Annotated in this window: 20 protein-coding genes; 10 read left to right on the plus strand and 10 right to left on the minus strand. The window is 63.0% G+C overall.

Annotation, left to right across the window (positions count from 1 at the left end; genetic code table 11):
- Nucleotides 1–49: 49 nt before the first annotated feature.
- Together E5720_RS09940 and E5720_RS09945 are read right to left on the minus strand one after the other, a co-directional pair.
- Nucleotides 50–700 (minus strand): DUF305 domain-containing protein, encoded by a 651-nt coding sequence (locus E5720_RS09940; protein ID WP_136170533.1) that lies wholly within the window; start codon nt 698–700, stop codon nt 50–52.
- 88 nt (nt 701–788) lie between these two features.
- Nucleotides 789–1,202, minus strand: a complete 414-nt coding sequence (locus E5720_RS09945; protein ID WP_136170534.1) for a DUF6153 family protein — start codon at nt 1,200–1,202, stop codon at nt 789–791.
- Between the two features lie 174 nt (nt 1,203–1,376).
- On the opposite strand from E5720_RS09945, the gene E5720_RS09950 reads away from it, so the two are divergent.
- On the plus strand, nt 1,377–2,393 hold the full coding sequence (locus tag E5720_RS09950) for a DUF5914 domain-containing protein (RefSeq protein WP_084348210.1): 1,017 nt from the start codon (nt 1,377–1,379) through the stop codon (nt 2,391–2,393).
- A 46-nt stretch (nt 2,394–2,439) separates the two neighbouring features.
- Here the strand turns inward: E5720_RS09950 and E5720_RS09955 are convergent, their stop codons facing one another.
- The 5 genes from E5720_RS09955 to E5720_RS21670 form a co-directional block, all read right to left on the minus strand.
- A complete protein-coding gene (locus E5720_RS09955; RefSeq protein WP_136170535.1) occupies nt 2,440–3,951 on the minus strand; it encodes an NAD(P)/FAD-dependent oxidoreductase in 1,512 nt (503 codons plus the stop codon).
- Complete coding sequence (locus tag E5720_RS09960; protein ID WP_136172566.1) at nt 3,948–4,667, minus strand: class I SAM-dependent methyltransferase; 720 nt, start codon at nt 4,665–4,667, stop codon at nt 3,948–3,950. The genes E5720_RS09955 and E5720_RS09960 overlap by 4 nt, the downstream gene beginning before the upstream one ends.
- A gap of 41 nt (nt 4,668–4,708) precedes the next feature.
- Nucleotides 4,709–4,942: an RNA-binding S4 domain-containing protein gene (locus tag E5720_RS09965; RefSeq protein ID WP_136170536.1), complete on the minus strand. Its 234-nt coding sequence runs from the start codon at nt 4,940–4,942 to the stop codon at nt 4,709–4,711.
- A 166-nt stretch (nt 4,943–5,108) separates the two neighbouring features.
- Nucleotides 5,109–7,310, minus strand: coding sequence for a heavy metal translocating P-type ATPase (locus E5720_RS09975; protein WP_136172567.1), 2,202 nt, complete (start codon nt 7,308–7,310; stop codon nt 5,109–5,111).
- A gap of 29 nt (nt 7,311–7,339) precedes the next feature.
- Nucleotides 7,340–7,477, minus strand: a complete 138-nt coding sequence (locus E5720_RS21670; protein WP_168708249.1) for a hypothetical protein — start codon at nt 7,475–7,477, stop codon at nt 7,340–7,342.
- 214 nt (nt 7,478–7,691) lie between these two features.
- On the opposite strand from E5720_RS21670, the gene E5720_RS09980 reads away from it, so the two are divergent.
- Nucleotides 7,692–9,392, plus strand: a complete 1,701-nt coding sequence (locus E5720_RS09980; protein ID WP_136170537.1) for a cutinase family protein — start codon at nt 7,692–7,694, stop codon at nt 9,390–9,392.
- Between the two features lie 53 nt (nt 9,393–9,445).
- Here the strand turns inward: E5720_RS09980 and E5720_RS09985 are convergent, their stop codons facing one another.
- Nucleotides 9,446–9,712: a helix-turn-helix transcriptional regulator gene (locus tag E5720_RS09985; protein ID WP_084348213.1), complete on the minus strand. Its 267-nt coding sequence runs from the start codon at nt 9,710–9,712 to the stop codon at nt 9,446–9,448.
- 98 nt (nt 9,713–9,810) lie between these two features.
- Between E5720_RS09985 and map the strand changes: the two genes are divergently transcribed.
- Nucleotides 9,811–10,581: a type I methionyl aminopeptidase gene (gene map / locus E5720_RS09990; RefSeq protein WP_136172568.1), complete on the plus strand. Its 771-nt coding sequence runs from the start codon at nt 9,811–9,813 to the stop codon at nt 10,579–10,581.
- A gap of 119 nt (nt 10,582–10,700) precedes the next feature.
- Here map and E5720_RS09995 read toward each other — a convergent pair whose 3' ends face one another.
- The gene (locus tag E5720_RS09995; protein WP_136170538.1) at nt 10,701–11,270 is read right to left on the minus strand and encodes a dihydrofolate reductase family protein; all 570 of its coding nucleotides are present in this window, start codon (nt 11,268–11,270) and stop codon (nt 10,701–10,703) included.
- A gap of 77 nt (nt 11,271–11,347) precedes the next feature.
- Here E5720_RS09995 and E5720_RS10000 point away from each other — a divergent pair, with 77 nt between their 5' ends.
- The gene (locus E5720_RS10000; protein ID WP_136170539.1) at nt 11,348–11,914 is read left to right on the plus strand and encodes a TetR/AcrR family transcriptional regulator; all 567 of its coding nucleotides are present in this window, start codon (nt 11,348–11,350) and stop codon (nt 11,912–11,914) included.
- Here E5720_RS10000 and E5720_RS10005 read toward each other — a convergent pair.
- Nucleotides 11,907–13,454: an aldehyde dehydrogenase family protein gene (locus E5720_RS10005; protein ID WP_136170540.1), complete on the minus strand. Its 1,548-nt coding sequence runs from the start codon at nt 13,452–13,454 to the stop codon at nt 11,907–11,909. The two genes, E5720_RS10000 and E5720_RS10005, sit on opposite strands and share 8 nt — an antisense overlap.
- A 117-nt stretch (nt 13,455–13,571) precedes the next feature.
- On the opposite strand from E5720_RS10005, the gene lat reads away from it, so the two are divergent.
- The 6 genes from lat (at nt 13,572) to E5720_RS10035 (ending at nt 23,968) form a co-directional block, all read left to right on the plus strand.
- The gene (lat, locus tag E5720_RS10010; RefSeq protein WP_136170541.1) at nt 13,572–14,915 is read left to right on the plus strand and encodes an L-lysine 6-transaminase; all 1,344 of its coding nucleotides are present in this window, start codon (nt 13,572–13,574) and stop codon (nt 14,913–14,915) included.
- Between the two features lie 189 nt (nt 14,916–15,104).
- On the plus strand, nt 15,105–16,955 hold the full coding sequence (locus E5720_RS10015) for an anthranilate synthase family protein (RefSeq protein ID WP_210729987.1): 1,851 nt from the start codon (nt 15,105–15,107) through the stop codon (nt 16,953–16,955).
- Between the two features lie 150 nt (nt 16,956–17,105).
- Nucleotides 17,106–19,169, plus strand: coding sequence for an EAL domain-containing protein (locus E5720_RS10020; RefSeq protein ID WP_136170542.1), 2,064 nt, complete (start codon nt 17,106–17,108; stop codon nt 19,167–19,169).
- A gap of 23 nt (nt 19,170–19,192) precedes the next feature.
- Nucleotides 19,193–19,606: a TIGR03668 family PPOX class F420-dependent oxidoreductase gene (locus tag E5720_RS10025; RefSeq protein WP_136170543.1), complete on the plus strand. Its 414-nt coding sequence runs from the start codon at nt 19,193–19,195 to the stop codon at nt 19,604–19,606.
- A gap of 239 nt (nt 19,607–19,845) precedes the next feature.
- Entirely contained in the window at nt 19,846–23,085 is a 3,240-nt protein-coding gene (lysX, locus tag E5720_RS10030) for a bifunctional lysylphosphatidylglycerol synthetase/lysine--tRNA ligase LysX (RefSeq protein ID WP_247596306.1), read from the plus strand.
- Between the two features lie 13 nt (nt 23,086–23,098).
- Nucleotides 23,099–23,968, plus strand: coding sequence for an alpha/beta hydrolase (locus tag E5720_RS10035; RefSeq protein ID WP_136170544.1), 870 nt, complete (start codon nt 23,099–23,101; stop codon nt 23,966–23,968).
- The last annotated feature ends 63 nt before the right edge of the window (nt 23,969–24,031 follow it).

The raw sequence follows: 24,031 nt of genomic DNA on the forward strand, positions 1-24,031 counted from the left end.
CCGAAAGCCGCACCGCATAAGCGGGGTGCGGCCTTCGGGGTGAAACAGGTCAGCCCAAGAGCTGACGCATCGTGTCGATCTCCTCTTGCTGCGAAGTAACGATCAAGCGGGACATTGCCTGAGCCTCAGGGTTGGAACCCTGTTCGATCTCGACATTCGCCATGTCGATAGCACCGGTGTGGTGGGCAATCATCATCGTCAACCACTGGCGGTCGAACTCGGGTCCCGAGGACGCTGTCAACGAGTCCATCTCCTGGTCGGTCATCATGCCGCCGCCCGAGCCATGATTCATACCGCCCATACCGCCCATCTCCCCCATCTGGCCCAAGTCAGCGGACGGTGCGGGCTGGCCCCAATCGGAGAGCCACGCGGTCATCTGGTCCATCTCCGGCTGCTGCGCGGCTTCGATCGCCGACGCCAATGCCAGGACATCCGGGTTCTCGGTCCGCCCGGTCGCCATCTCGGACATCTCGACGGCTTGTGCGTGATGCGGGTACATCATCTGCGCGAACATCACGTCGGCATTGTTGAACTGCGCAGGCGCATCCGATCCGGACGAAGTGGACTGCGACGAGTTCATCGAGTTTCCGTCCATCATCTGCCCGTTCATCGGAGCGTTGGAAGAATCGTCGCTGCAGCCGGCGAGGAAGATAACGCCTGCCGAGGCAGCCGCGAGTGCAGCAAGTACTGAAGTACGCATGTGGAATTCCTTACGAGAGTGATCTTTTACAGAGTTCGGATACGAAAAGAGCGATCCGCCGAGATGCGTGTGCATTTCGGGCTCCCCGTCACACTCGCAAGGTCACCGATTTATCCAACTCCGAGAGAACCCACGGCGGTGCACGTTCCAGCGCGGAGGCGGGGCGCCCGCCGACGATGTCCACCGCTCGTGGTGAAAGATCGAAGTCGATACTGGTGGTCGGTACTGTCAGAGCAGGCCACGACGTCGTCGTGCCCGCGCACGGATGCATCATCTGATGTGCAGACGGGCAGTCGTGCTCGCCGAAAGCGACAGGCCCTGAAGCGTCGAGTCGATACTCCGACGCCGTCGCAGAATGGCCGTTGCCCATCGGTGACATGGACGACATCGAGGACATAGGTGTCACCGAGTGCATGAGCAGCACCCCGAAGATGGTGAATGCAATCAACAACCCGGTAGCCGAGGCGGTACCTCGTCGACTGCCGCGGATCACTGAATGCATGCAACCGACGGTACCAGCCATACCCCCGGGGGGTAAAAATCTGTTCGCCGGAAGTGCTACTCGGGCTCTCCGATAGCGACTTGATCGAGCCTAGCCGGGCAACCCGAGTGTGATGTCGCCGAAAGTGGGCACAATAGAGTTGATACACGAAACCAGCACGGAAAGCGGGTACCCATGGCAGCCCTCGATGCACTACGCGGCCGGTGGCCGAAAAGCTTGCCCCTGCAGCCTTTGCCTGCGGAAGCGTGGGCCAAACAGGAGCCGACGTGGAAGGGTGCGAATCCCCAGGTCATCGAGTCCGCGCTCAAACGCGCGAAGATGCGGCCGTCGGGAAACTGGTTCGTCTTCGCCGCGAGCCGCGACATCCCGAAGGACAAGCCGTTCGGGCGGCACATCGGTGGCACCGAACTGGTGGCCTGGCGCGATGAGAAGCAAGGAATCCACATCGCCCCCGGGGTGTGCCCACACCTCGGCGCGCCGCTGGACAAGGCCAAGATCGAATGCGACACCCTCATCTGCCTGTGGCACGGCATGCCGCTCGGCCCCAAGGGACGCCCCGGGTGGAAGCCGTTACCCGCATTCGACGACGGCATTCTCGTCTGGGTGCGGATGGACGAACTAGGTGGTGAGGAGCCGACCGAGGTACCTATCGTCCCGATCAGACCGCCCGCCGCGAACTCCGTCGATGCGGTGGTGACGGTGACCGGTATCTGTGAACCGGACGATATCGTCGCCAATCGCCTCGATCCGTGGCACGGAGCCTGGTTCCATCCGTACTCGTTCGCACGACTGAAGGTGGTCGACGCACCCACCGACGTCGATGTCCCCGAAAAGGACGATCGGTTCCTGGTAGACGTGACATTCCGCGTCAGCCGCGGAATCGGCGTGCCGGTCCGTGTCGAATTCGTCTGCCCAGGTCCGCGCACCATCGTGATGCGCATTCTCGAAGGCGAGGGCATCGGAAGCGTCGTCGAGACGCATGCGACGCCACTGGGCCCCGGGCCGGACGGCAAGCCACGGACAGCCGTCATCGAGGTCACCGTCGCCAGCTCCGAGCGTCCGGGATTCAAGATGGCCCGCAAGGTCGCACCGCTGCTTCGTCCCGCTATGGGTTGGACTGCTGAGCGACTGTGGAAAGACGACCTCGACTATGCCGAGCGAAGGTACGAATTGCGCTCACGCGGCATGTGAGACTTCAACCTGCCGATCCCCCCGATGCGCGGGGGGATCGACGCGGTCAGCGCTTGGTGAGCCGAGCCAGCTTGTCGAACACTCGAAAGCGTCCGCGCGTCGGGACCGTATAGATCGGATGCCCGGCGATGCCCCAGCCCGAGAGCAGGGTGTTCGCCGCATGCAACCCGGTTGTCGCGGCGCGTTCCATCAGTGCGACCGGCAGATCGATCCTGATACCGTCCCCCGCGAGCACGACGCCCGGTTCCGGGGTGCGCACGGTGGGCCGATTTGCAAACTGACCGAGGCCGAACAACGGGCAATCATTGCGCCATTCAGTGCGCTCGGATACCACTGTGGCCGAAGCAGTTTCGGGATAGATCTCGTGCATCCGCGCCATCAACTGCGCACGCGTCTCCTCTTCGGAGTCGACGGCGGCATACGCGTGCAGTTCGACGACCGATCCACCGGTGCGAGCCGCCCACTCCGCCGCCTCGTCCTCGAACCGCTCGAGCACGCTGATGTTGTCGATCGGCGGCATACCGCCGGTTCCGATGAAGGCCGGACGATCGGCATTCACCGGCTTGTCGAGCCACACCCTATGCACCAGGAACGGCGGCGTGTTCTCCAGTGCCGCAATGCGTTTACGCCACTCCGACGTGCCGAGCTCCGGCGAGTTCTCCACCACATTCTGCAAGCCGGCAATATCGGCGGCAAGCACCACGGCGTCGACCTCACCCACTCCGACTACGTCGTATGCGCGTTCGCGGCCCCGAGCAATACCCTCACACGCGGTACCCACCCTGATATCGACACCCAAGCCTAGTAAATACTCTCCCAACGGATTCCACAGCGCCTGTGGGTAAGGGCCGCGAGGCACGTCGAAGATCAACCCCTCCGACGAACCGAGGAAATAGATGTGGAACATCATGGCCAGTTCGGCCGCAGACATGTCCTCGGGATCGGCGAAAAAACTGCGCGAGAAAACCCCGAACGCCAAGTGTCGTGCGGCCTCCGGAAAGTTGATGTTGCGCAGAAACTCCGCCGCCGGGGTCGTGTCGAGTTCCTCGAACGTCTCCGGAACACTGACATTCATCAGCGGCAGAGCAGCTACACCCTTGAGCGAGAACAACTCTCGCATTCGGAAAGTAGGACTCCGAGCAACGAACGCGAACGCATTCAACGGCGGCGTCTGCGGCAGACCCTTGAAGCCGTCGATTCGGCCATCTCCGTCGATCAGCGGATAGTCCTCGACAGGCCGTAGCCGTCGCAGACCCGGATCGCTGCGCTCCATCAGGTTCCGAAGGTTGTAGTACTGCCGGAAGAACGCATGGAAACCGCGGCTCATCGTCACCGGAGTGCCGTCGTCGAGCGTGGTATCCCACCCCCCGACGCGACCGCCCAGGTAATTCTCCCGTTCGAGCACAGTCACCTCGACACCGCGCTCCGCCAAAGCCGTTGCCGCACTGAGGCCGGCGATCCCGCCACCGACAACGACGACCCGCGGCACACGGGTCAGCGAACCGGCATCCGGAAACCCAGCAGGAGCGGGATGTTCTACGCGTCGACTATCGGTCACAGTGTCTCCATCGGGCGGGCCCCGAGAAAGGTGTGTACGACACCGTTCTGCCAGCCCGTCATAGTCTCGGTAGCCAAGGAAGTGAAACCTGCACGCTGCATACGCCTGGCGAACTCTCCAGCACCGTCGAACGTCACCACACTGCGCCAGAGATGCTGATACAAAGTCGTGTTACGGGTAGCCAAGTAACCGAGCGGAATGATGACCGCCCAACACACAAACGTCCACAGCACCTGTGCACGAATGGAATCCTTGACCGAATACTCATGAAAAGCGATGCTCCCACCGGGCTCGAGCAACGACATCAGAGACTTCAACTCCGTATCAGGATCGTCGACGTTCCTGATCAGGTACGCAGCGAGAATGCCGTCGAACGGGCCATCGACCCCGTTGACATTGAGATCCTCGACGCGGCTGTGCACGAACGTCACGTTCGACGGCCACGACTTCGAGCGCGCCACCTCGAGCATCTCCGCCGACGCATCGGCAGCAACGATCTGCGCGTGCGGAGCCGCCTTCAACAATGCTGCCGTCGACGCACCCGTGCCGCAACCGATATCGAGCAAACGAAGCCCATCACCGAGCCCAGGAAGGCGTAGCCGCTCCGCTGATTTCGCCAAATGATCGTGATAGCCAGGGTTCGCACCGACCAACCGGTCGTACGCCCGTGCCCCGACGTCGAAAGCCCCAGGCACCTCGTCGCGCGGCAAGCCCATACCCGTTACCCGCTTGCCACCCCATTCGCGCCCGCCGACCTTCACAGCGCCGACTCACTCACGACGCGAGCCGACGGGCCACCGTCTATCGAGACGACATCGCCCGGATGAAGTTGGCGACCGCGTCGCAGATCCACCTCACCATTGACGCTGACCTGCCCATCGGCGATGAAAGTCTTCGCCTCCGCCCCCGACTCGATGAGGTTCGCCAACTTGAGAAACTGCCCGAGCCTGATGGACTCGTCGCGGATCGGAACATCTTGGGAGTCAGCCATGACTCCATCTTGGACTACACCGAGCAGATGGTCACTCCGCAGGCTCCGCTCCCGCCCCATCCAGGTCACTCCGCAGGCTCCGCTCCCGCCCCATCCAGGTCACTCCGCAGGCTCCGCTCCCGCCCCACCGGGTCACTCCGCAGGCTCCGCTCCCGCCCCATCCAGGTCACTCCGCAGGCTCCGCTCCCGCCGCCTGGAAGCGCCGCAAACGCAGACTGTTGGTCACCACGAACACCGAGGAGAACGCCATCGCCGCGCCCGCGAGCATCGGGTTGAGCAGGCCCGCCGCCGCAAGGGGGATAGCCGCGACGTTGTACGCGAAAGCCCAGAACAAGTTGCCCTTGATGGTCGCGAGCGTCTTACGGGAGAGCCGAATCGCGTCGCCTACGGCACGAAGATCCCCGCGAACGAGCGTCAAGTCGCTGGCCTCGATCGCGACATCGGTGCCGGTCCCCATCGACAATCCGAGATCCGCCGTGGCCAATGCCGCCGCGTCGTTTACGCCGTCGCCGACCATCGCGACTACCCTGCCCTCGGCCTGCAACCGCGTGATGACGTCGACCTTGCCCTGCGGGAGCACACCGGCGAAGACCTCGGTGATGCCGACTTCGGCGGCGATCTTGCGCGCTGCGGCCTCGTTGTCACCGGTCAGCATGACCGGGGTCAGACCGAGTTCACGCAATTCGGTGATGGCCTGCTTGGACGTCGGCTTGAGGGCATCGGCGACGACGAGAATTCCCCGTGCACGCCCGTTCCAACCGAGCGCGACGGCGGTTCGGCCGTCGGCCTCCGCGTCGTGTAGCGCCCTCTCGAGCTCTGGAGGCAGCGGGAGTGACTTCTCGGCCAGCAGGGCGGCGCGTCCCAACACCACCGTCCGGCCGTCGACAGTTCCGCTGACCCCCAAGCCTGCGATGTTCGCAAAATCGATCACCTCGGGCAGTGAGGCCTCTTGCCTGGCGGCCGCAGTGATAGCCGCTGCGATGGGGTGTTCGGAGCCGGACTCGATGGCCCCCGCCACCGTCAAGATCTCGTCGCTGTCTTCGCCGTCGGCACCATGGACCGCGAGCAGCGTCATCTCACCGGTGGTGACGGTGCCAGTCTTGTCGAGAACGACGGTGTCGATCCGACGCGTCGACTCGAGCATCTCCGGGCCCTTGATCAGGATGCCGAGCTGGGCAGCTCGACCGGTGCCGACCATCAATGCCGTCGGAGTCGCAAGTCCGAGCGCACACGGGCAGGCGATGATCAGAACTGCAACGGACGCGGTGAATGCCGCGGCGACGGAACCGCCCGTCCCGAGCCAGAAGCCCAGGGTCGCAACGGCGATGGCGATGACGATGGGAACGAAGATCCCGGAAATACGGTCGGCCAGGCGCTGCACCTGAGCCTTACCCGTCTGAGCTTCCTCTACGAGGGTGGCCATCTGCGCGAGCTGCGTATCCGCGCCGACTCGCGTGGCCTTCACCACGAGCCTGCCACCGACGTTGACGGTCGCGCCGACCACATCGTCGCCGGTGGAGACTTCGACGGGCACCGACTCACCGGTCAGCATCGACTTGTCGACGGCGGAGGCGCCGGATTCGACGATGCCGTCCGTCGCGATCTTCTCCCCCGGCTTGACGACGAACCGATCTCCGACGGCCAGTTCTGCGACCGGCACCTGCTTTTCGACGCCGTCCTTCAGGACTGTGACGTCCTTGGCACCGAGGTCCAGCAATGCCCGGAGCGCGGACCCAGCTCGCCGTTTGGCGCGCGCCTCGAAGTAGCGGCCGGCAAGAATGAACGTGGTCACTCCGGCAGCAGCCTCGAGGTAGATGTTGGACATGCCGTCCATGCGGGCGATGGTCAGTTCGAACGGATGCTTCATTCCCGTCACCCCGGCGGTTCCGAAGAACAGCGCGTACAACGACCATCCCAGCGCCGCGAGCGTGCCCATCGACACGAGCGTGTCCATCGTGGACGTGCCGTGACGCAAGTTCTTCGCCGCTGCGACATGGAAAGGCCACGCGCCCCAGACGACGACGGGTGCCGCGAGAGTCAGTGACAGCCACTGCCAGTTGTCGAACTGCAAGGCAGGCACCATCGCCATGGCGATGACGGGCACGGACAATACGAGGGAGATCAGCAGGCGCTGCTTCAGCGGGTCCGAGGCGTCTGTTTCGGCAGTAGCGTCGCCGTCAGTCGGGTTGTCGGTGCGGGGCAGGGTCGCGGTGTACCCCGCCTGTTCGACGGCCTTGATCAGATCGGCAGTCAAGACGCCGTCACTGACGACTTTCGCCTTCTCGGTGGCGTAGTTGACCGTGGCGGTTACGCCGTCGAGTTTGTTCAGCTTGCGCTCGATGCGGTTGGCGCACGAAGCGCACGTCATGCCGCCGAGGATCAGTTCGGTGTGGGTAGTCACGACTCGTTCACCTCTACATGCTCATGGCTGACGGGAACCTGTTCTCCGACTGGGCCCACCAACGATCCGAAGAAGTAGGCGGCAAAGAACACCACTGTAATTCCAAGCACGAACGTAGAGAGTTTTGCCAGCATGTCCATCTCCTTCATCTCTCAGTTCTACCATACCCCCTGGGGGTATCAATGCGGAGAGCCTGGAATCCCGGTGTAACGCGACGGGAGCCCCGTGCGAAATCCAGGTAGCCCGCCACGCAGACCGGCGCGGGTCGAAGTTCATGGTGAACCTGCGCGAGCAACTGCAGGTTCACATCGGTTCGGGGTCGAGTCGACCAACTGATGGGGATATTTGATGTCTTTACGCCTTTCGGCCCGCGGGCCCGCACATCGCCGACGTCTCGCCACGAGCGCAGTCGCGTTCCTGTCACTGGGCGCACTGGCCGTCGGTGGAGTCGCACTGACCGATTTCGGCGGATTCACCTCCTCTGACGCAGAAGTCGAACTCGCCTCGACGGCGACCTGCTACGACATGGTCAGCATCGCCGTCGGCGGACGTGGTGACAGCCCGAAGAACGGCGTCACCAAGATGCTGACCACTCCCGATGGAACGCCGCTCCCCGCCGCGCTTGCAGGCGATTTCGAGAGCGACTGGATCGATCAGATGGTCGGCGCGCCCAACGGCCAGGTCGCGGAAGGCTCGTACGCAGCCGTCTACGTCGAGTACCCCGCCAACATGGCGTCCTACGACGAAGCCGTCAACACCGGAGTAGAGAACTCCCAGAAGGTCATGCGCGCCATCGCCGCATCCTGCCCGGATACCCGCTTCGCCATTGTCGGCTACAGCGAAGGCGCCGACGTCACGCGTCGCGCAGCCATGGAAATCGGCAATCAGACTCCCGACGGCAATGGCAACTACGGAATCGTCGACCCGTCCAAGGTCGTCGGCGTCGTCATCCTCGCCGACGCCGGACGCACCGCAGGTGAAGGTGCATTCCCCGGATCGGCGTCCGGAACAGGTCCCGACGGATTCGACAAGGTCTACCAGAACGGTTCCGGTCCTGCGGGCGCCGGCGCATTGCCAGGCACCGCCGGTAGCTTCGGTGCGCTCGAGGGCAAGGTAGCGTCATTCTGCTCCGAGGGCGACCTGACCTGCGCAATGCCGGAAAACACCTCGCTGCTGCACCTCGCCGCCAATGTGGGACGCCAGCTCGACGTCGACGCTCTCCAGCGTGACGGCACGCTTACCCCCGCCACCGGCGCAGATATGGCCATGGTCCTCGGCCGCATCGCCGTCGCAGCATTCAGTGACATCGCGAGCCAGGACAACTGGCTGGCCAGCGACGAAACGTTCCTCGACGTGCTCCTCAAGGTGTCCGACCCCGGCTACAAGCCGGGCGTCGTGACCAAGCCGGTCGCAAAGGTAGACGAAGCGGGCGAACCGCTTCCCGCCTCGGAGGCCGTCAATCTCGCCTACCTGCCGTCGAAGATCGCCAAGGAAATCATCGGCTTCATCGGCTCGAACACGAACACCGTCCAGGTAGTGATGAACGATCCGTACGGGCAGACCCTCGGACCAGGATCGGGACACCACTTCGACTACTGGCGCGACGCGGACCCAGCCAAGGGCAAGCCGCTCACCTCGGCTCAGTACGCCGCAGCGTGGCTGACTCAGCTGGCCAAGGACGCCGAGGCAGGCAAGCCGATCAAGACCGCCGCTGTGCAGGAAAACGCTCGCCTCGCAGTCTTGGCAGATCCGGCCGCAGCCACAGCCACGACCACCTCGGCCGCCCCGACGACGACCTCGGTCGTCACGGCACCTCCCGCGGCACCGGCTGAGCTGGCTCCGATTGCACCTGCGGTCGTCGCGCCGCCCGTCGACCCAGCACTACCGGTCGATCCGGCTCTGCCCGCCGACCCAGCATTGCCCGTCGATCCGGCTCAGCCTGTAGACGGCACGCAGGCAGTGGAAGGAACTCAGCCTGTCGAGGGGACGGTCACTACCACCACTGTCGTCCCGACGACGGTGGCTCCCACCACGACGCCCGCTCCGTAAGTTCTTCTCCTCTCAGCGCCTATCCGAGATCGTTCGGGTGGGCGCTGAGTCGTCTATCCAGTGTTCTGAAGGTTTGCCTCGGGAAGGCAGATGCGAGCAAGAAGCTCGAGCGGAACGTCCAAGACAGCTGCAAGTGCAGCGACCGTCGTAAAGGCAGGAGTGGCCAGACGGCCGGTCTCGATCTTGCGCAAGGTCTCGGGTGAGATCGACGCGGCAAGCGCCACTTCGGCGGGCTTGCGGTCGCCTCGCGCTTGTCGGAGGTAAGCGCCGAGACGTTTGCCGGCATCGAGCTGCTGCGGCGTCAAAGGGGATCGCACCATACGAGCAGGTTACGCCACCCCGGTATGAAAATACCTAACCGTAGTTTACTGTGGTATTTCTATACCGATATATCGGCGACGAAGTGGAGAGCAAACGCGTGCTGGAACTGAAGACACACCAGGAAATCGAAGCGATGCGCACCACCGGCGCCTTCATCGCCCAGCTACTCGACGAACTGCAGGCGCGCGCACTGGTGGGAGTCAATCTTCTCGATCTCGAACAACACGCGCGACAGATGATCACCGAACGTGGCGCGGTGTCCTGCTATTGGGACTACGCGCCCTCGTTCGGCCGGGGCCCGTTTCGCAATGTCATCTGCTTGTCCGTCAACGACGCAGTGCTGCACGGACTTCCACACGATTACACATTGCTCGACGGGGATCTACTGACCATGGACATCGCGGTCTCGATCGACGGCTGGGTGGCAGACTCGGCGCGCAGCCTGATCGTCGGCACGCCCCGAGCCGAAGACCAGCGACTGATCGAGGCCACAGAGCGCGCCCTCGACGCCGGTATCGATGCCGCACGTTCCGGCCGACGCCTCGGCGATATCTCCGCAGCGATCGGGGCCGTCGCGGCCGACTACGGCTATCCGGTCAACACCGAGTTCGGCGGGCACGGGCTCGGTCGAACCATGCACGAGGACCCACACATCCCCAACCAGGGGCGCGCCGGCCGCGGCCTGGTGCTTCGGCCCGGACTGACCCTCGCCCTCGAGCCGTGGTTCGCTCACGGAACCAACAAGATCGTCTACGACCCCGACGGCTGGACCATCCGATCCGCCGACGGCTCACGAACCGCCCACAGCGAACATACGATCGCAATCACCGACGGCGAACCGCTCGTCCTGACCCGCCGCGCGGGGTGATGGAAGCGTCTACCTTGGGGAGCGCGCACCCTTTTTACAAGGCGCGCAACGGCGTTCGCGTCCGAGCGTGTGTACACGGTTACCAAAAAGGGTGCACGGTCCAGAGAACCAGAACGACATCACCGCCGTGTGTACTCGTTGACCACGACCCCCGATTTGTAGGGCGTACTAGCCACGAGATCGGTTCGAACCGGCGCGTACTCGCGCTCGGCGAAGATTCGTTTCCCCGAACCCAACAGGATCGGGTTGACCTTGATGATCAGCCGGTCGATCTCGTCGACCAATTCCGATGCAAGAATGCCGCCGCCTGCAAGCCAAATTCCACTGCCGTTCTCCTGCTTAAGCTTTCGGATGAACTCGATGGGACTTTCGGTTGCAATTGTCACTGCAGGTTCGACGTCGGTGTGGTTCCGGGAGAACACATATTGCTTCAGATGACTGTACGGGCCACCAGTCGGGTGTGGACCGCCAGCGGCATAGGTGTTCCATCCCATCAAGACTGTGTCGAAACGGATCAGGTCCGGCGTCAAGCCGGTTGCTTCGAGTGCGAGTGTAGGAAGAGTGTCCGTGTACTCCCGCAGGATCATGTCGATGTGATCACCCTGCATCGGGAAGGCGTCGAACGTGTCGTCCGGGGCAGCGATGTATCCGTCGAGGCTGACCGCGACGTAGTAGACGAGTTCACGCATAGAAGGCTCCAATCACGACAGCTGTAGTGGTCACTCTAAGACTACGACAGCCGTAGTGGTTACGCTAGGCTTTTTCGATGGCCCGCAATCCGCAGAGACGCTCCGAGCTCGCCGACGCCGGTCTCCGCATCCTCGCGCGCGAAGGTGCACGCGGACTCACGCATCGGGCGATCGACGTCGAGGCCTCAGTGCCCAAGGGAACGACGTCGAACTACTTCAAGTCCCGCCACGACGTCTTCGCAGGCCTGATCGATCGGATCGGCGAAAGACTTGCACCCGATCCCGTCGTCCACGGGTCGCTGGCGGAACAGGTCCCGAGCCCTGCACTGTTCGCCGACTACATTCGCGACATCGTCGCACGGCTACTCGGCAATCCAGATGTGACGCTTGCTCTGTTCGAGTTACGGCTCGAGGCATCACGACGTCCCGAGATCGGCGAGATACTCGGCGACTGGCAGCGATCGAACTTCGCCGCAGACGTCGAATTCAATATTGCCGCAGGCCTACCCGGCGGTGCAAAAGAAGTCGCACTGTTCCACTACGCAATCGACGGCCTCCTGCTCGACCGGCTCACCTACCCGATAGACCCCGAGACGTCGACGGACGAGATCGTCGACGCTCTCGTCGACGGCCTACTCAGGTGAATTTCACTCCCTGAGCCAAAGGCAGATCATTGGAGTAGTTCACGGTGTTGGTTGCCCGGCGCATGTATGCCTTCCAGGCATCCGATCCGGATTCGCGGCCGCCACCGGTTTCCTTCTCGCCTCCGAATGCTCCGCCGATTTCGGCACCGGATGGCCCGATGTTGACGTTGGCGATACCGCAGTCCGAGCCTGCCGCAGAGAGGAACAGCTCCGCCTCGCGTAGGTCGGTAGTGAAGATCGACGACGAAAGCCCTTGTGGCACGTCGTTGTGCAGAGCTACAGCTTCCTCGAGCGTGTCGTAGGTGAGCACGTAGAGGATCGGCGCGAACGTCTCGTGCTCGACGATGTCCGTCTGTCTGGGCATCGTGATGACGGTCGGCTCGACGTAGTACGCGTACTCACCGAATATCTCGACGCGGTTGCCGCCGGCACGCACGATGCCGCCGTCGGACACTGCCGCGTCGAGCGCCTTCTGGAAACCGGCGAACGCGGGCGCGTCGATCAGCGGTCCGACCAGGGTGCCTGGGTCCAGGGGCGACCCGATCGACAATGTGGCGTATGCCCGCGTGATCCGTTCCACGAGATCCTCGGCGACGGAGGAGTGCACGATAACGCGTCGCAACGACGTACACCGTTGTCCTGCAGTGCCTGCCGCGGAGAACACGATGCCGCGGGTGGTCAGGTCGAGATCCGCGGACGGTGTCACGATCGCCGCGTTGTTGCCGCCGAGCTCGAGCAGTGCCCGCCCGAACCGCTCCGCGACCCGGGGTGCGACGGCCCGTCCCATTCGCGTCGAGCCCGTCGCCGACACGAGCGCCACCCGCGGGTCGTCGACGAGGGCTTCGCCGGCGACCCGATCGCCGACGATGAGCTGTGCAACCTTCGGGTCCACGCCTGCTTTTTCGGCGGCGCGCTCGAACAGTGCCTGCACGCCGAGTGCGGTCAGCGGGGTCTTCTCCGAGGGCTTCCACACCACTGTGTCACCGGAAACCAACGCCAGCACAGCATTCCACGACCACACTGCCACCGGGAAGTTGAACGCGGTGATGACGGCGACGACGCCGAGGGGGTGCCACTGTTCCATCATTCGGTGGCCGGGTCGTTCGGTGGCGATCGTTTTTCCGTAGAGCTGACGCGACAATCCGACGCCGAAGTCGCAGATGTCGATCATTTCCTGCACCTCACCGAGGCCCTCGGAGACGATCTTGCCCGCCTCGATCGACACGAGCGCACCGAGATCGTCTTTGTATTCACGTAGGAGTTGACCGAGTTCACGGATGAGGCCGCCGCGGACGGGCGCCGGCACACTCGACCACTGGGCATAGGCCGTCCTGGCGTCGGCTATGACCGCGTCGACGTCGGAGACCGTGGCCGAACCGAGGGATGCCAGATTGCCACCGGTGATCGGTGAGCGCGCCACGATCGGCATGGTCGAGGTGGTCGCTGTGGTCGAGGCATCGAGATCGACGCGAACGCCGAGCCGCCCGAGAATGGCGCGGGTCTCGACACTCAACGCATCGTGGGTGACGGGTGAGGGCATGGTGCGCACCTTTCGAAGCCGGAGAGTGTCATTTCAATCTAGCCGAATGCCTGATGGCAGGAAAATATACTGTTCTACGGGCTTGCGAACGGAATATTAACGCGTATGTTGAGCACTATGACGCAGGTATTGCAGCGCGCGGCAGCGGCCACATCGACTGTCGACGCCCACGACGTCCATGCCATCATCGGTCGCCACATGCTCGCCGACGGATTCGAGATAGTTCTCGATCTCGACAAGAGCCAGGGATCGACGCTCGTCGATGCCAGGGACGGCACGGCGTACCTGGATCTGTTCACGTTCTTCGCCTCCTCGGCGCTGGGGATGAACCATCCCGGCCTGGTGTCGAACGAGGCGTTCCGCGCCGACTTGCTGCAGGCCGCAATCAACAAGCCGAGCAACTCAGATGTCTACACCGTGGCCATGGCGCGGTTCGTCGATACCTTCGCCCGAGTGCTGGGAGACCCGCGCCTGCCGCACCTGTTCTTCGTCGAAGGCGGTGCCCTCGCCGTCGAGAACGCACTCAAGGTCGCGTTCGACTGGAAGAGTCGGTGGAACGGTAAGCACGGCATCGACCCAGCACTGGGTACGCAGGTACTGCATTTCGAGCATGCGTTCCACGGCCGCACGGGATACACGATGTCGCTGACCAACACCGACCCCGACAAGGTCGCGCGGTTCCCGAAATTCGATTGGCCCCGCATCCCGTCGCCGTACATCCGCAGTGGGGTGGACATGGACGCGCTCGTAGCCGACGCACTAGCCGCGGCCAGGATCGCCTTCGAGGCGAATCCCCACGACATCGCCTGCGCGATAATAGAACCCATTCAGGGCGAAGGCGGCGACAACCATTTCCGCCCGCAGTTCCTGGCGCAGCTTCGGGATCTTTGCCACGAGTACGACGCATTGTTCGTTCTCGACGAGGTACAGACGGGCGCCGGAATAACCGGCACCGCATGGGCTTTCCAGCAGCTCGACGTCGTCCCCGACGTCCTCGCGTTCGGTAAGAAGGTCCAGGTCTGCGGCGTCATGGCGGGTGGACGCGTCGACGATCTCGACGATCACGTCTTCGCTGTCTCCTCACGAATCAACTCCACGTGGGGCGGAAACCTCACCGACATGGTGCGTTCTCGCGGGATACTCGAGATCGTCGAATCCGAAGGGCTCATCGAGCGCGCAGCCACACTGGGGCGTCACCTGAGGAGTCGCCTCGACGACATGGCGACGCGACACGAGATGGTCACCGAGGTCCGCGGGCGCGGGTTGATGTGCGCTTTCACGATGCCCGACGCCGAGAGCCGCGATCGACTGATCAAGAACCTCCGTACCGAGGAGCACGTTCTCGCACTCGGATGCGGTAGTAGGGCGATCCGCTTCCGGCCTGCGTTGACGATCCGCGTAGCAGACTTGGACCGTGCCGTCGACGCGATCGAGCGCGTACTGATGCGGATGACGAGCTAGCTCGGGCGCGAAAGTGTGTACAGTCACTCGACATGTACGCACCTCTACTCGTTGCAGGATCATGGTGGTGGCGCTCTTAGGCGCCCACACCTTTGCGTACTTCAACCGTGGCCGCCTTTCGAGGTGGCCATTTTCGTTGTCTCGGCCCCTCGGCGGGCAGCCTTCTGCCAATCCGAAAGGCTGATCGACGTGCACGAAGCTCCGACCTCGAACGTTTTGAAGAAGGCTCTCACCGGTTCCGCGCCATTCGCGATTCTGAGCCGCGAACACGGTATCGACGTTCTGATCGGCGATGTCACCGATGCGCCGTCCCTCGCCGAGATTCCATTGAATCCGCATGCCGACGGCCCCGACGTGTTGGCACTGGTCCCATTTCGGCAGGTCATAGAACGCGGTTTCGTGTGCCATGACGACGAATCGCCGCTGCAGTATCTGCAGGTCCGCGAGCATGCTCTGCTGAGTATCGACGCTGTGCTCGGCGCACTTCCGAGCGCCGAACTGAACCTTCTCGACGGCCGTTTCGAGCCCGGTGACGACGCGTATGCTGCGGTCGTGGAGCGGGTGCTCACCGACGAGATCGGTCGGGGTGCGGGCGCGAACTTCGTCATTCGCCGAGACTTTCGGGCCCAGTTGGACGACCCGATCGCCAGTGGACTCGAAATATTCCGAAGACTGTTGGTCGGTGAATCAGGTTCGTACTGGACATTTTTCGTACACACACCGCAGGTCACGCTCGTGGGTGCGACCCCGGAACGGCACGTCGGATTCGATGGCAAGACGGCGATCATGAATCCGATCAGCGGCACCTACCGCCATCCGATCGAAGGCCCCTCGGGCGCAGGTGTTCTCGACTTTCTCGGTGATGCGAAGGAGAACGACGAGCTGTTCATGGTCGTCGACGAGGAACTGAAGATGATGAGCCGCATCTGCGAAAACGGTGGCCGCGTTTTCGGCCCGCGCCTCAAACAGATGGGTCACCTGACGCACACCGAGTACATCCTGGTGGGAGACAGTGCACTGGATCCACGCGAGATCCTGCGGGAGACGATGTTCGCACCCACTGTCACCGGTTCGCCGATCGAGAACGCCGCGCGTGTCATCGAGCGCTACGAAAACACCGGGCGTGGTTATTATTCCGGCGTTCTGGCACTGTTCGAGGGCGTCGACGGGGTGAGCACACTGGATGCGCCGATCCTTATCCGCACGTGCGAGATCTCTCCTGTCGGTGAGCTGAAGATCTCGGCAGGCGCCACCCTCGTGCGCAACTCGGTACCCGAACACGAAGTGGCCGAGACGCGTTCGAAACTCGGTGGCGTACTCGCCGCTCTCGGTGTCGAACCAGCACGTCCACGTGGAACGGACGCGGTTCGTCTCGACACCTACCCGGGCGTCGCCGACGCGTTGGCGTTGCGCAACGAGAAGCTGGCGTCGTTCTGGCTCGACCAGCAACCGATCGTCGTACTGCCCGAATTGCTGGGCCGTACTGCGGTCGTCGTCGATTTCGAGGATCGATGGACGGCGATGATCGCCCATCAGCTCCGCCACCTCGGCATGGATGTGTCGGTTCTTCGATGGGAAGAGTACTCCGGCACCGACGCCGACCTGCTGGTGTGTGGACCCGGGCCCGGGGATCCGAACCTTGTTCTCGACAGCCGAATTCGCGCGGTCGAGTTGGCCGTCCGCGCTCGACTCGACGCCGGCGCACCGCTACTCGCGATCTGCCTGAGCCACCAGGTTCTCGCGCGGATTCTCGGGTTGGACGTCGTCGCGCTTGCTCATCCGCAGCAGGGAGTTCAACGGGAGGTCGAGTTCTTCGAAGAGCGTCGGACACTCGGTTTCTACAACGCATTCGCCGCGCGGCCGGGAGAGATTTCAGGGGTGGACGTGTCGGTGGATTCTCAGGGCGTCAACGCGCTGCGGGGCGCCGGATTCGCGTCGGTTCAGTTCCATCCGGAGTCCGTGCTGTCGACCGACGGGATCGACGTTCTCCACTGCATGGTTCAGCGGTTGTTGGAGCCGGCCAGTGTCGGTTCGGCGTGAGCGCCTTTCGGGCATAGGTCATCAGAGGTCGTTCAAGTGTCTACCAAAACAAGGTAATCACCCCGCTTCTAGCGCGAAAGCAGACTTTCGGGTTATTCTTGCGTTTGGCCGCCCGGCCACCAGGGGGGGAGTATGAACCGAGATCCTTCCATGCCCAGACCCCGTATCGACGATCCACATTCAGCACCGCGTGACGAGCTGGATGAGATCCCCGAAGCCCTCCTGCTTGTCGACGCTTCCCTTGTCATCACCTATGCCAACCCTGCCGCTGCGCAACTGCTGGGCACGACGCGCGATCACCTCCTCGGACGCGAACTCGAAGCGTGGTTCAACGAAACCGCTCGGGCAGAATTCCTTGCCAAGTGCAGCCTCCCCGGCTGGTCCGGCGTAGTCGAAGATTTCTCGTACGCACTGCAGAAGTGGCTGTCGTACAAGGTCAACCCAGGCTCAGGTGGCTACGCAATCTGGGCCCTGGATGTCACGACCGATCGGCTCGGCAACGGTCGAAGCGAATGGACCGACGAGCTCGCCCAAACCATGCTCGACGCAGTACCCGCTGGGACCGTTGTACTCGACACCAACGGCACCATTGTGTTGGTCAACCAACAGTGGGATCAGTTCTGGGGCAGTTGGCCGGGTGGTTCGCGCTACGTTCCGGGCGAAAACTACTTCGATATGTGGCGCACTGCGGCCGAGTCCGGAAACAAGGAAGCCGCGGTCGTACTGACCGGACTCCAGGGACTCGCGGCCAGTGACTCGGCGATGCACACCTTCGACTTCCGATGGTCCTCACTCGAAAACAACTACTGGTACCGCATGCGTGCCGCGCTGCTCGCCGACGGAAACGGCCTCTACATCACCCACACCGACATCACCGCTCTTACGGCGGAGCTGGGTGAGGCTTCGCGGCAGGACCCGCTGACCGGCCTGGCCAGCCGCGACGAGATCGAAACGCTGTTACGCGTCGAACTTCAGCGGCGTACCACCAACAACGAGGTCAGCGTCCTACTCGTCGACATCGACGGTTTCAAAGAGTTCAACGACGCGCTCGGGCCCATACAGGGTGACGAACTGCTCCGCCTTGTGGCACACCGCATCGAGGCGTCGACACGACCCAGTGACGCCCTCGGTCGACTGAACGGCGACGAGTTCGTGGTCATCGCGCGCGGATGTCAATCCATCGCGGCACGCGCCCTTGCCGCCGGGTTCGTCAGCGTCCTGGAGCCGTCGTTCGAGCTCGGCACCCGACAATTGACCATCACTGCCAGTGTGGGCGTAGCCACCTCCGACGCGGAAAACACCGACCCGGTTCAACTCATTCACGATGCGACCACGGCGATGCACGCAGCCAAATCGCTCGGACGTAGCAGCCACCAGGTCTTCTCGACCGACCTGCGCGACAACAACCGCACTCGGCTGGAGATTCTCGAACGCCTGCGCGGGGTGGCCATGGCCGAACACGAACTGGAGATGCTCTACCAGCCCATCGTCGAAATATCCTCCGGCATCGTCGTCGGTGCCGAAGCACTCATTCGCTGGAATCATCCCGACCTGGGTCTACTGATGCCCGACACCTTCATCCCCCTCGCCGAAGATGCCGGCCTCATCATCCCGCTGAGCAACTGGATTCTCAACGAGGTCGGCCGGACCATCGCCGCGTGGCAACATCGCGGCATCGCGGCGCAGATCGGCATCAATGTCAGCCCACTGCACTTCGCGGCAGGCACACTGGCCACCGACGTCATCGACGTCATCGACTCACTCGGCATCGAGCCCGGACGCGTCGTACTCGAACTGGCAGAATCGAAATCGCTGCACAACGTCGATGCCGTGCAGTACCAGTTACTCGACGTGCGCCGACACGGGGTTCTCGTCGCGATCGACGACTTCGGCTCCGGCTTCTCCTCGCTCGAACGCCTCGCAACCCTGCCCGTCGACATCCTCAAGATCGACAAGTCACTCACCCAGCACCTCGACAGCAAGAACCTTCAGCGCAGACGCGCCATCTCCGCGCTGTGCAAAGCTGTCGTCGACGTCTCGCACGACTTGGGCAAGGACACTGTTGTCGAAGGAATCGAAACACCCGAGCAAATGGCTTCCTGCGCTGACATGGAAGTTACCTTCGGACAAGGCCACCTTCTCGGTCGTCCGATGACAGCCGTCCAGCTCGAGAGCGTCCTATGTCGGGACGGCGCACACAGCGCCTCTGCATGACCGCGCGCCAGAAGGAATCAACTGTGAAGATCGCCGACGACACCGCCCGATTTTCCGCCGCGCGCCGAGCAATCCTGTCGACGATCAATCCCGACGGCACACCACATCTCGTGCCTGTCGTCTTCGCCGTCGTCGACGATCGCATCGTCACCGCCATCGACTGGAAACCGAAATCCACTCGTAAACTCCAGCGACTGGACAACATCCGCGCCGACCCGGCTGTCGGCCTCATCGTCGACAATTACGAAGACGAGTGGGACAACCTCTGGTGGGTTCGCGCCAGTGGGTCGGCCCGTGTCGTCGACGCTCACTCCGACGAGGGCAGAGCTGCAATCGACGCGCTCGTGGAGAAGTACGAGCAATACGCCTCTGCACGGCCGGAGGGTCCGGCAATCGTCGTCGAAAAGTTGACCTGGCGATCCTGGAAAGCTTCCTAGCCGGCGCCCGCAGTCCCTCGACTGTCGAATGATCCCCCCTGAACCTGTCGTCGGCGTTACCGTTGCCCTGAGTAGTTGACAACGCTGAGTAGTTGACAGCGCTGGATAGTTGGTAACGCTGACGGCAGGAGTGGGCATTGACGAGCACATCGGTGTCACCGGAGAAATCGTCACCGGAGAAATCCACTCGCGGGGAGGAAAAGCCCTCGCGGGCTTTCGCGCCACCCGAGCACGGTCGACTGGCGCAGGTTCCACACATCGCCGGCCTCATTCTCGGCACTTTCGCAGTGCTGGTGTTTTTGTGGAGCATCTCCCCGGCGCTGAGAGAAGCCATACGGGTGCCGCGAGAGTACGTCAACAATTTCTACATCGATGCCCCGGACACCTCTCTGGCGTGGGCGCTCGTCCTCGGTCTCACCGCGGCAGCATTGGCAAGCCGTAAGCGCATCGCGTGGTGGTTCCTGACGCTCTATCTCGCGCTCTTCGCGCTTACCAATCTCGCCGAGGGTATCCAAGAGAAGAACGCCGGCGCCTGGGTCGCCCTTGGCGTCCACGTCGTCATCATCGGCATTCTGGTGGCGGCGCGCAAGGAGTTCTACACCCGGGTACGACGCGGCGCGATATGGAAAGCCCTCGGAGTTCTCGTCCTGGGCGCGATCATCGGAACCCTGCTCGGCTGGGCTCTGGTCGCACTGTTCCCCGGGACACTCCCGGAGAACGAGACGTTCCTGTGGGCCTTCAACCGCGTAACAGCATTGGCGACGGTAGACAACGAGCAATTCAGCGGTCGCACACACGGTTTCGTCAATACGCTGCTCGGTCTGTTCGGCGCGCTCGCATTGCTTGCTGCCGTCGTGACTTTGTTCAGGTCGCAGCGCTCTACCAATGCGCTGACCGGTAGTGACGAGTCCGCACTGCGCGGCCTCCTCGACAAATGGGGAGCGGACGACTCCCTCGGTTATTTCGCCACCCGACGCGACAAGGGTGTCGTGTTCGCCCCGAGCGGTAAGGCTGCGGTCACGTATCGCGTCGAGGTCGGGGTGTGCCTTGCCAGCGGTGATCCCATCGGCAATCCCGAGGCGTGGTCGCACGCCATCGACGCGTGGCTCGAGCTGGCCGAGAAGTACGGCTGGTCTCCCGCGGTGATGGGGGCCAGCGAAATCGGTGCGACGGCGTACAAGCGGGCCGGCCTGAACGTCCTCGAACTCGGCGACGAGGCCATCCTGTACACCAAGACGTTCAACCTCAACGGCCGCGAGATGCGTCCGGTCCGCCAAGCCGTCACACGTGCACGCAAGGCGGGCGTGACGGTGGAAATACGTCGTCATCGCAACATTCCTGCACCCGAGATGGCCGAGATCATCGACTGCGCCGACACGTGGCGCGACACCGAGACCGAGCGCGGATTCTCGATGGCGCTCGGTCGCCTCGGCGACCCACTCGACGGCGACTGCATGCTCGTTCAGGCCAGAGCGGGCGACAAGACCGTCGGCATTCTGTCGTTGGCACCGTGGGGTCGCACTGGCGTGTCGCTGGACCTGATGCGACGTGATCCCCAGTCCCCCAACGGGGTCATCGAACTTTTGGTCACCGAACTGGCCACCGGTGCAGATCAATTCGGTGTCAGCAAGATTTCGTTGAACTTTGCGGTGTTCCGAGCCGTATTCGAGGAGGGCAGTCGAATCGGAGCTGGGCCGGTACTGCGGATCTGGCGTTCGATGCTCGTGTTCTTCTCGCGGTGGTGGCAACTCGAGGCGCTGTACCGCTCGAACCTGAAGTATCAACCCGACTGGGAACCGCGTTATCTGTGCTTCGCCGACAGTCGCGTACTACCGAAGGTCGGCATCGCATCTGCGATCGCCGAGGGCTTCCTGACGTTGCCGAGTTTCCGGCGCGCACGCAAGCACACCGGTAGCCACGTAGCCGTCCCGGCAGCTCTCGCCGACAACACCGATATCCACAGTGACGGAAGCGGACCGGAAAATGTAGCGGAGGACGACGAGCAGCCGCAGGGACCGCGGCGCCCCGACCAGGTTCGCGTCCGGATCTCCAAGCTCGAGCGCCTCGAGAGCGAGGGAACCGAGGGCTACCCCGTCGCACATCCGCCGACGCATTCCGTCGCCGAGGCATTGGCGGCCCCTCAGGGAACGACGGTTCGGATTGCCGGTCGTCTACTGCGAATTCGAGACTATGGCGGGGTCGCGTTCGCGATCGTGCGGGACTGGACCGACGACATCCAGGTGTTGTTCGACCGGGCGCGCGTCGGGGACAAGCTGGACGAATTCGATGCAGACTTCGACCTGGGCGATCTGATCGAGGTCAGCGGAGTGATCGGACGAAGCAACAAGGGCGAGTTCTCACTGCTCGCCGGTGACTGGCGGATGAATGCCAAATGCCTGCACCCGCTGCCGGACAAGTGGAAGGGCCTCAAGGACCCCGAATCTCGGGTGCGTCAACGCTACGTCGATCTTGCGATCAACCGCAGCACAAGGGATTTGATGATCGCCCGCAGCAACGTCGTCAAATCCATGCGGGATTCACTGTCCGGCCGCGGATACATGGAGGTGGAGACGCCGATCCTGCAGCAGGTTCACGGCGGAGCGAACGCGGCCCCGTTCATCACCCACATCAACGCCTACGACCTCGATCTGTATCTGCGGATCGCACCCGAGTTGTACTTGAAACGTCTGTGCGTCGGCGGGATGGACAAGGTGTTCGAGATCGGCCGAGTGTTCCGCAACGAAGGCGCCGACTTCAAACACAATCCGGAGTTCACCATCCTCGAGGCGTACGAAGCGCACAGTGACTACGAGCAGGCGATGGTGTTGTGCCGCGAGCTCATTCAGCAGGCCGCCATCGCCGCACACGGTCGCGAAATCGTCCTCCGACCCGACGGCCCGAGCGGCGAGATGATCGAAATCGACATCTCCGGTGAATGGCCCGTCAAAACACTGCACGGGGCCGTCGCAGAGAAGCTCGGTGTCCCGGTCGCCCCCGACACCTCACTCGCCGAACTTCGCAGACTCTGCGAGGAGAACGACGTTCCATACGAAAAGAATTGGGATGCAGGCGCCGTCGCACAGGGGATGTACGAGCATCTGGTCGAGGACTACACCGAGTTCCCCACCTTCTACAAAGACTTCCCGACGTCGATGTCGCCGTTGACCCGTCCGCATCGGTCGATTCCGGGTGTTGCCGAGAAATGGGATCTCGTCGCGTGGGGTGTCGAACTCGGCACGGCGTACAGCGAGCTCACCGACCCGGTCGATCAGCGTCGAAGACTGACCGAGCAATCCCTTCTCGCGGCAGGTGGTGACGAGGAAGCGATGTCGCTCGATGAGGACTTCCTGCAGGCACTCGAGTACGGCATGCCCCCGACAGGGGGTCTCGGCATGGGTGTCGATCGCGTCGTCATGTTGATAACCGGTGGCAGCATTCGTGAGACGTTGGCCTTCCCCCTCGCGAAGCCGCGACAGTAGCGAAAAATTTGGAATGTTTCACATGAAACAATCACCTCCCGGCAGGTTCGTCGCAGTCGACGGACTGCGCACCCACGTCGTGGTGACCGGCGGTGGCCCACCGATTGTCTTGTGCGGCGGCCTCGCAGGAAATTGGTTCGACTGGGACGATGCGGCTGCGATACTTTCGACATTTCACACCGTCGTCGTGTTCGATCGACCCGGGTTCGGGTTCAGCGAACCGTTTCCGCACGGCGATACCCCCACTGTCGAGGCCGAGGCAGCTCGTATCCTCGGCGTTCTCGACGCCCTCGAGCTGCCAGGCCCTGCCGTGGTCGTCGGGCACTCGATCGCGGGGTTCTACGCAGAGGCGTTCGCTCGGCTGTACCCGTCGCGCACCGCGGGAATGCTGCTGCTCGACTCGAGCGCGGAGCGCGATCCGCGGCATCTGATTCCGAGGCATTGTCGTATTTCGGCGGCATACGTCCTCTCGAGGACCCTGACGACACTCGGACTGCAGCGACTGCTCGGAACGACGGTCCGACGCATTCTCAATCAGTCCATCCCTCCCGACGGCATTCCCATCGAGACCTATGACTGGATTGCACAGATCTATCGGGCGCCGTCGTACCTCGAGGCCGCGCTGGTGGAGGACTTCGTCTACCCGGATATGGCACTCGAGCTCAACCAGATCAGGCGCAGCCATCCGATGCCGGATGTACCGGCTACCGTCGTTGCCGCCCACACCGGTCGACCGACACCGTGGGGTCGCCGCTGGATCGCCAAGCAACGGCGACTGGCGCAGTATCTGGACGCGAAGTTCTCCGTCGTCACGAACGCCCATCATCACGCGATGATCGACCAACCCGCCGAGGTGGCGAGCCTGATCGCCGAACTGGTGTGACGCACCGAACTCCACGCACGTAACGTGTCCTCTCGAGCCCGTAGCCCAAGACCCGATCCACAG

The sequence above is a fragment of the Rhodococcus sp. PAMC28707 genome (assembly GCF_004795915.1).
Lineage (GTDB): Bacteria > Actinomycetota > Actinomycetes > Mycobacteriales > Mycobacteriaceae > Rhodococcoides.

What these genes read in the sequence shown, in the direction of transcription:
- E5720_RS09940 (WP_136170533.1), bottom strand. Translation starts at nt 700, where the DNA reads ATGCGTACTTCAGTACTTGCTGCACTCGCGGCTGCCTCGGCAGGCGTT.
- E5720_RS09945 (WP_136170534.1), bottom strand. Translation starts at nt 1,202, where the DNA reads ATGCATTCAGTGATCCGCGGCAGTCGACGAGGTACCGCCTCGGCTACC.
- E5720_RS09950 (WP_084348210.1), top strand. Translation starts at nt 1,377, where the DNA reads ATGGCAGCCCTCGATGCACTACGCGGCCGGTGGCCGAAAAGCTTGCCC.
- E5720_RS09960 (WP_136172566.1), bottom strand. Translation starts at nt 4,667, where the DNA reads ATGGGCTTGCCGCGCGACGAGGTGCCTGGGGCTTTCGACGTCGGGGCA.
- E5720_RS09965 (WP_136170536.1), bottom strand. Translation starts at nt 4,942, where the DNA reads ATGGCTGACTCCCAAGATGTTCCGATCCGCGACGAGTCCATCAGGCTC.
- E5720_RS09975 (WP_136172567.1), bottom strand. Translation starts at nt 7,310, where the DNA reads ATGACGTGCGCTTCGTGCGCCAACCGCATCGAGCGCAAGCTGAACAAA.
- E5720_RS21670 (WP_168708249.1), bottom strand. Translation starts at nt 7,477, where the DNA reads ATGCTGGCAAAACTCTCTACGTTCGTGCTTGGAATTACAGTGGTGTTC.
- E5720_RS09980 (WP_136170537.1), top strand. Translation starts at nt 7,692, where the DNA reads ATGTCTTTACGCCTTTCGGCCCGCGGGCCCGCACATCGCCGACGTCTC.
- E5720_RS09985 (WP_084348213.1), bottom strand. Translation starts at nt 9,712, where the DNA reads ATGGTGCGATCCCCTTTGACGCCGCAGCAGCTCGATGCCGGCAAACGT.
- E5720_RS09995 (WP_136170538.1), bottom strand. Translation starts at nt 11,270, where the DNA reads ATGCGTGAACTCGTCTACTACGTCGCGGTCAGCCTCGACGGATACATC.
- E5720_RS10000 (WP_136170539.1), top strand. Translation starts at nt 11,348, where the DNA reads ATGGCCCGCAATCCGCAGAGACGCTCCGAGCTCGCCGACGCCGGTCTC.
- E5720_RS10005 (WP_136170540.1), bottom strand. Translation starts at nt 13,454, where the DNA reads ATGCCCTCACCCGTCACCCACGATGCGTTGAGTGTCGAGACCCGCGCC.
- lat (WP_136170541.1), top strand. Translation starts at nt 13,572, where the DNA reads ATGACGCAGGTATTGCAGCGCGCGGCAGCGGCCACATCGACTGTCGAC.
- E5720_RS10020 (WP_136170542.1), top strand. Translation starts at nt 17,106, where the DNA reads ATGCCCAGACCCCGTATCGACGATCCACATTCAGCACCGCGTGACGAG.
- E5720_RS10035 (WP_136170544.1), top strand. Translation starts at nt 23,099, where the DNA reads ATGTTTCACATGAAACAATCACCTCCCGGCAGGTTCGTCGCAGTCGAC.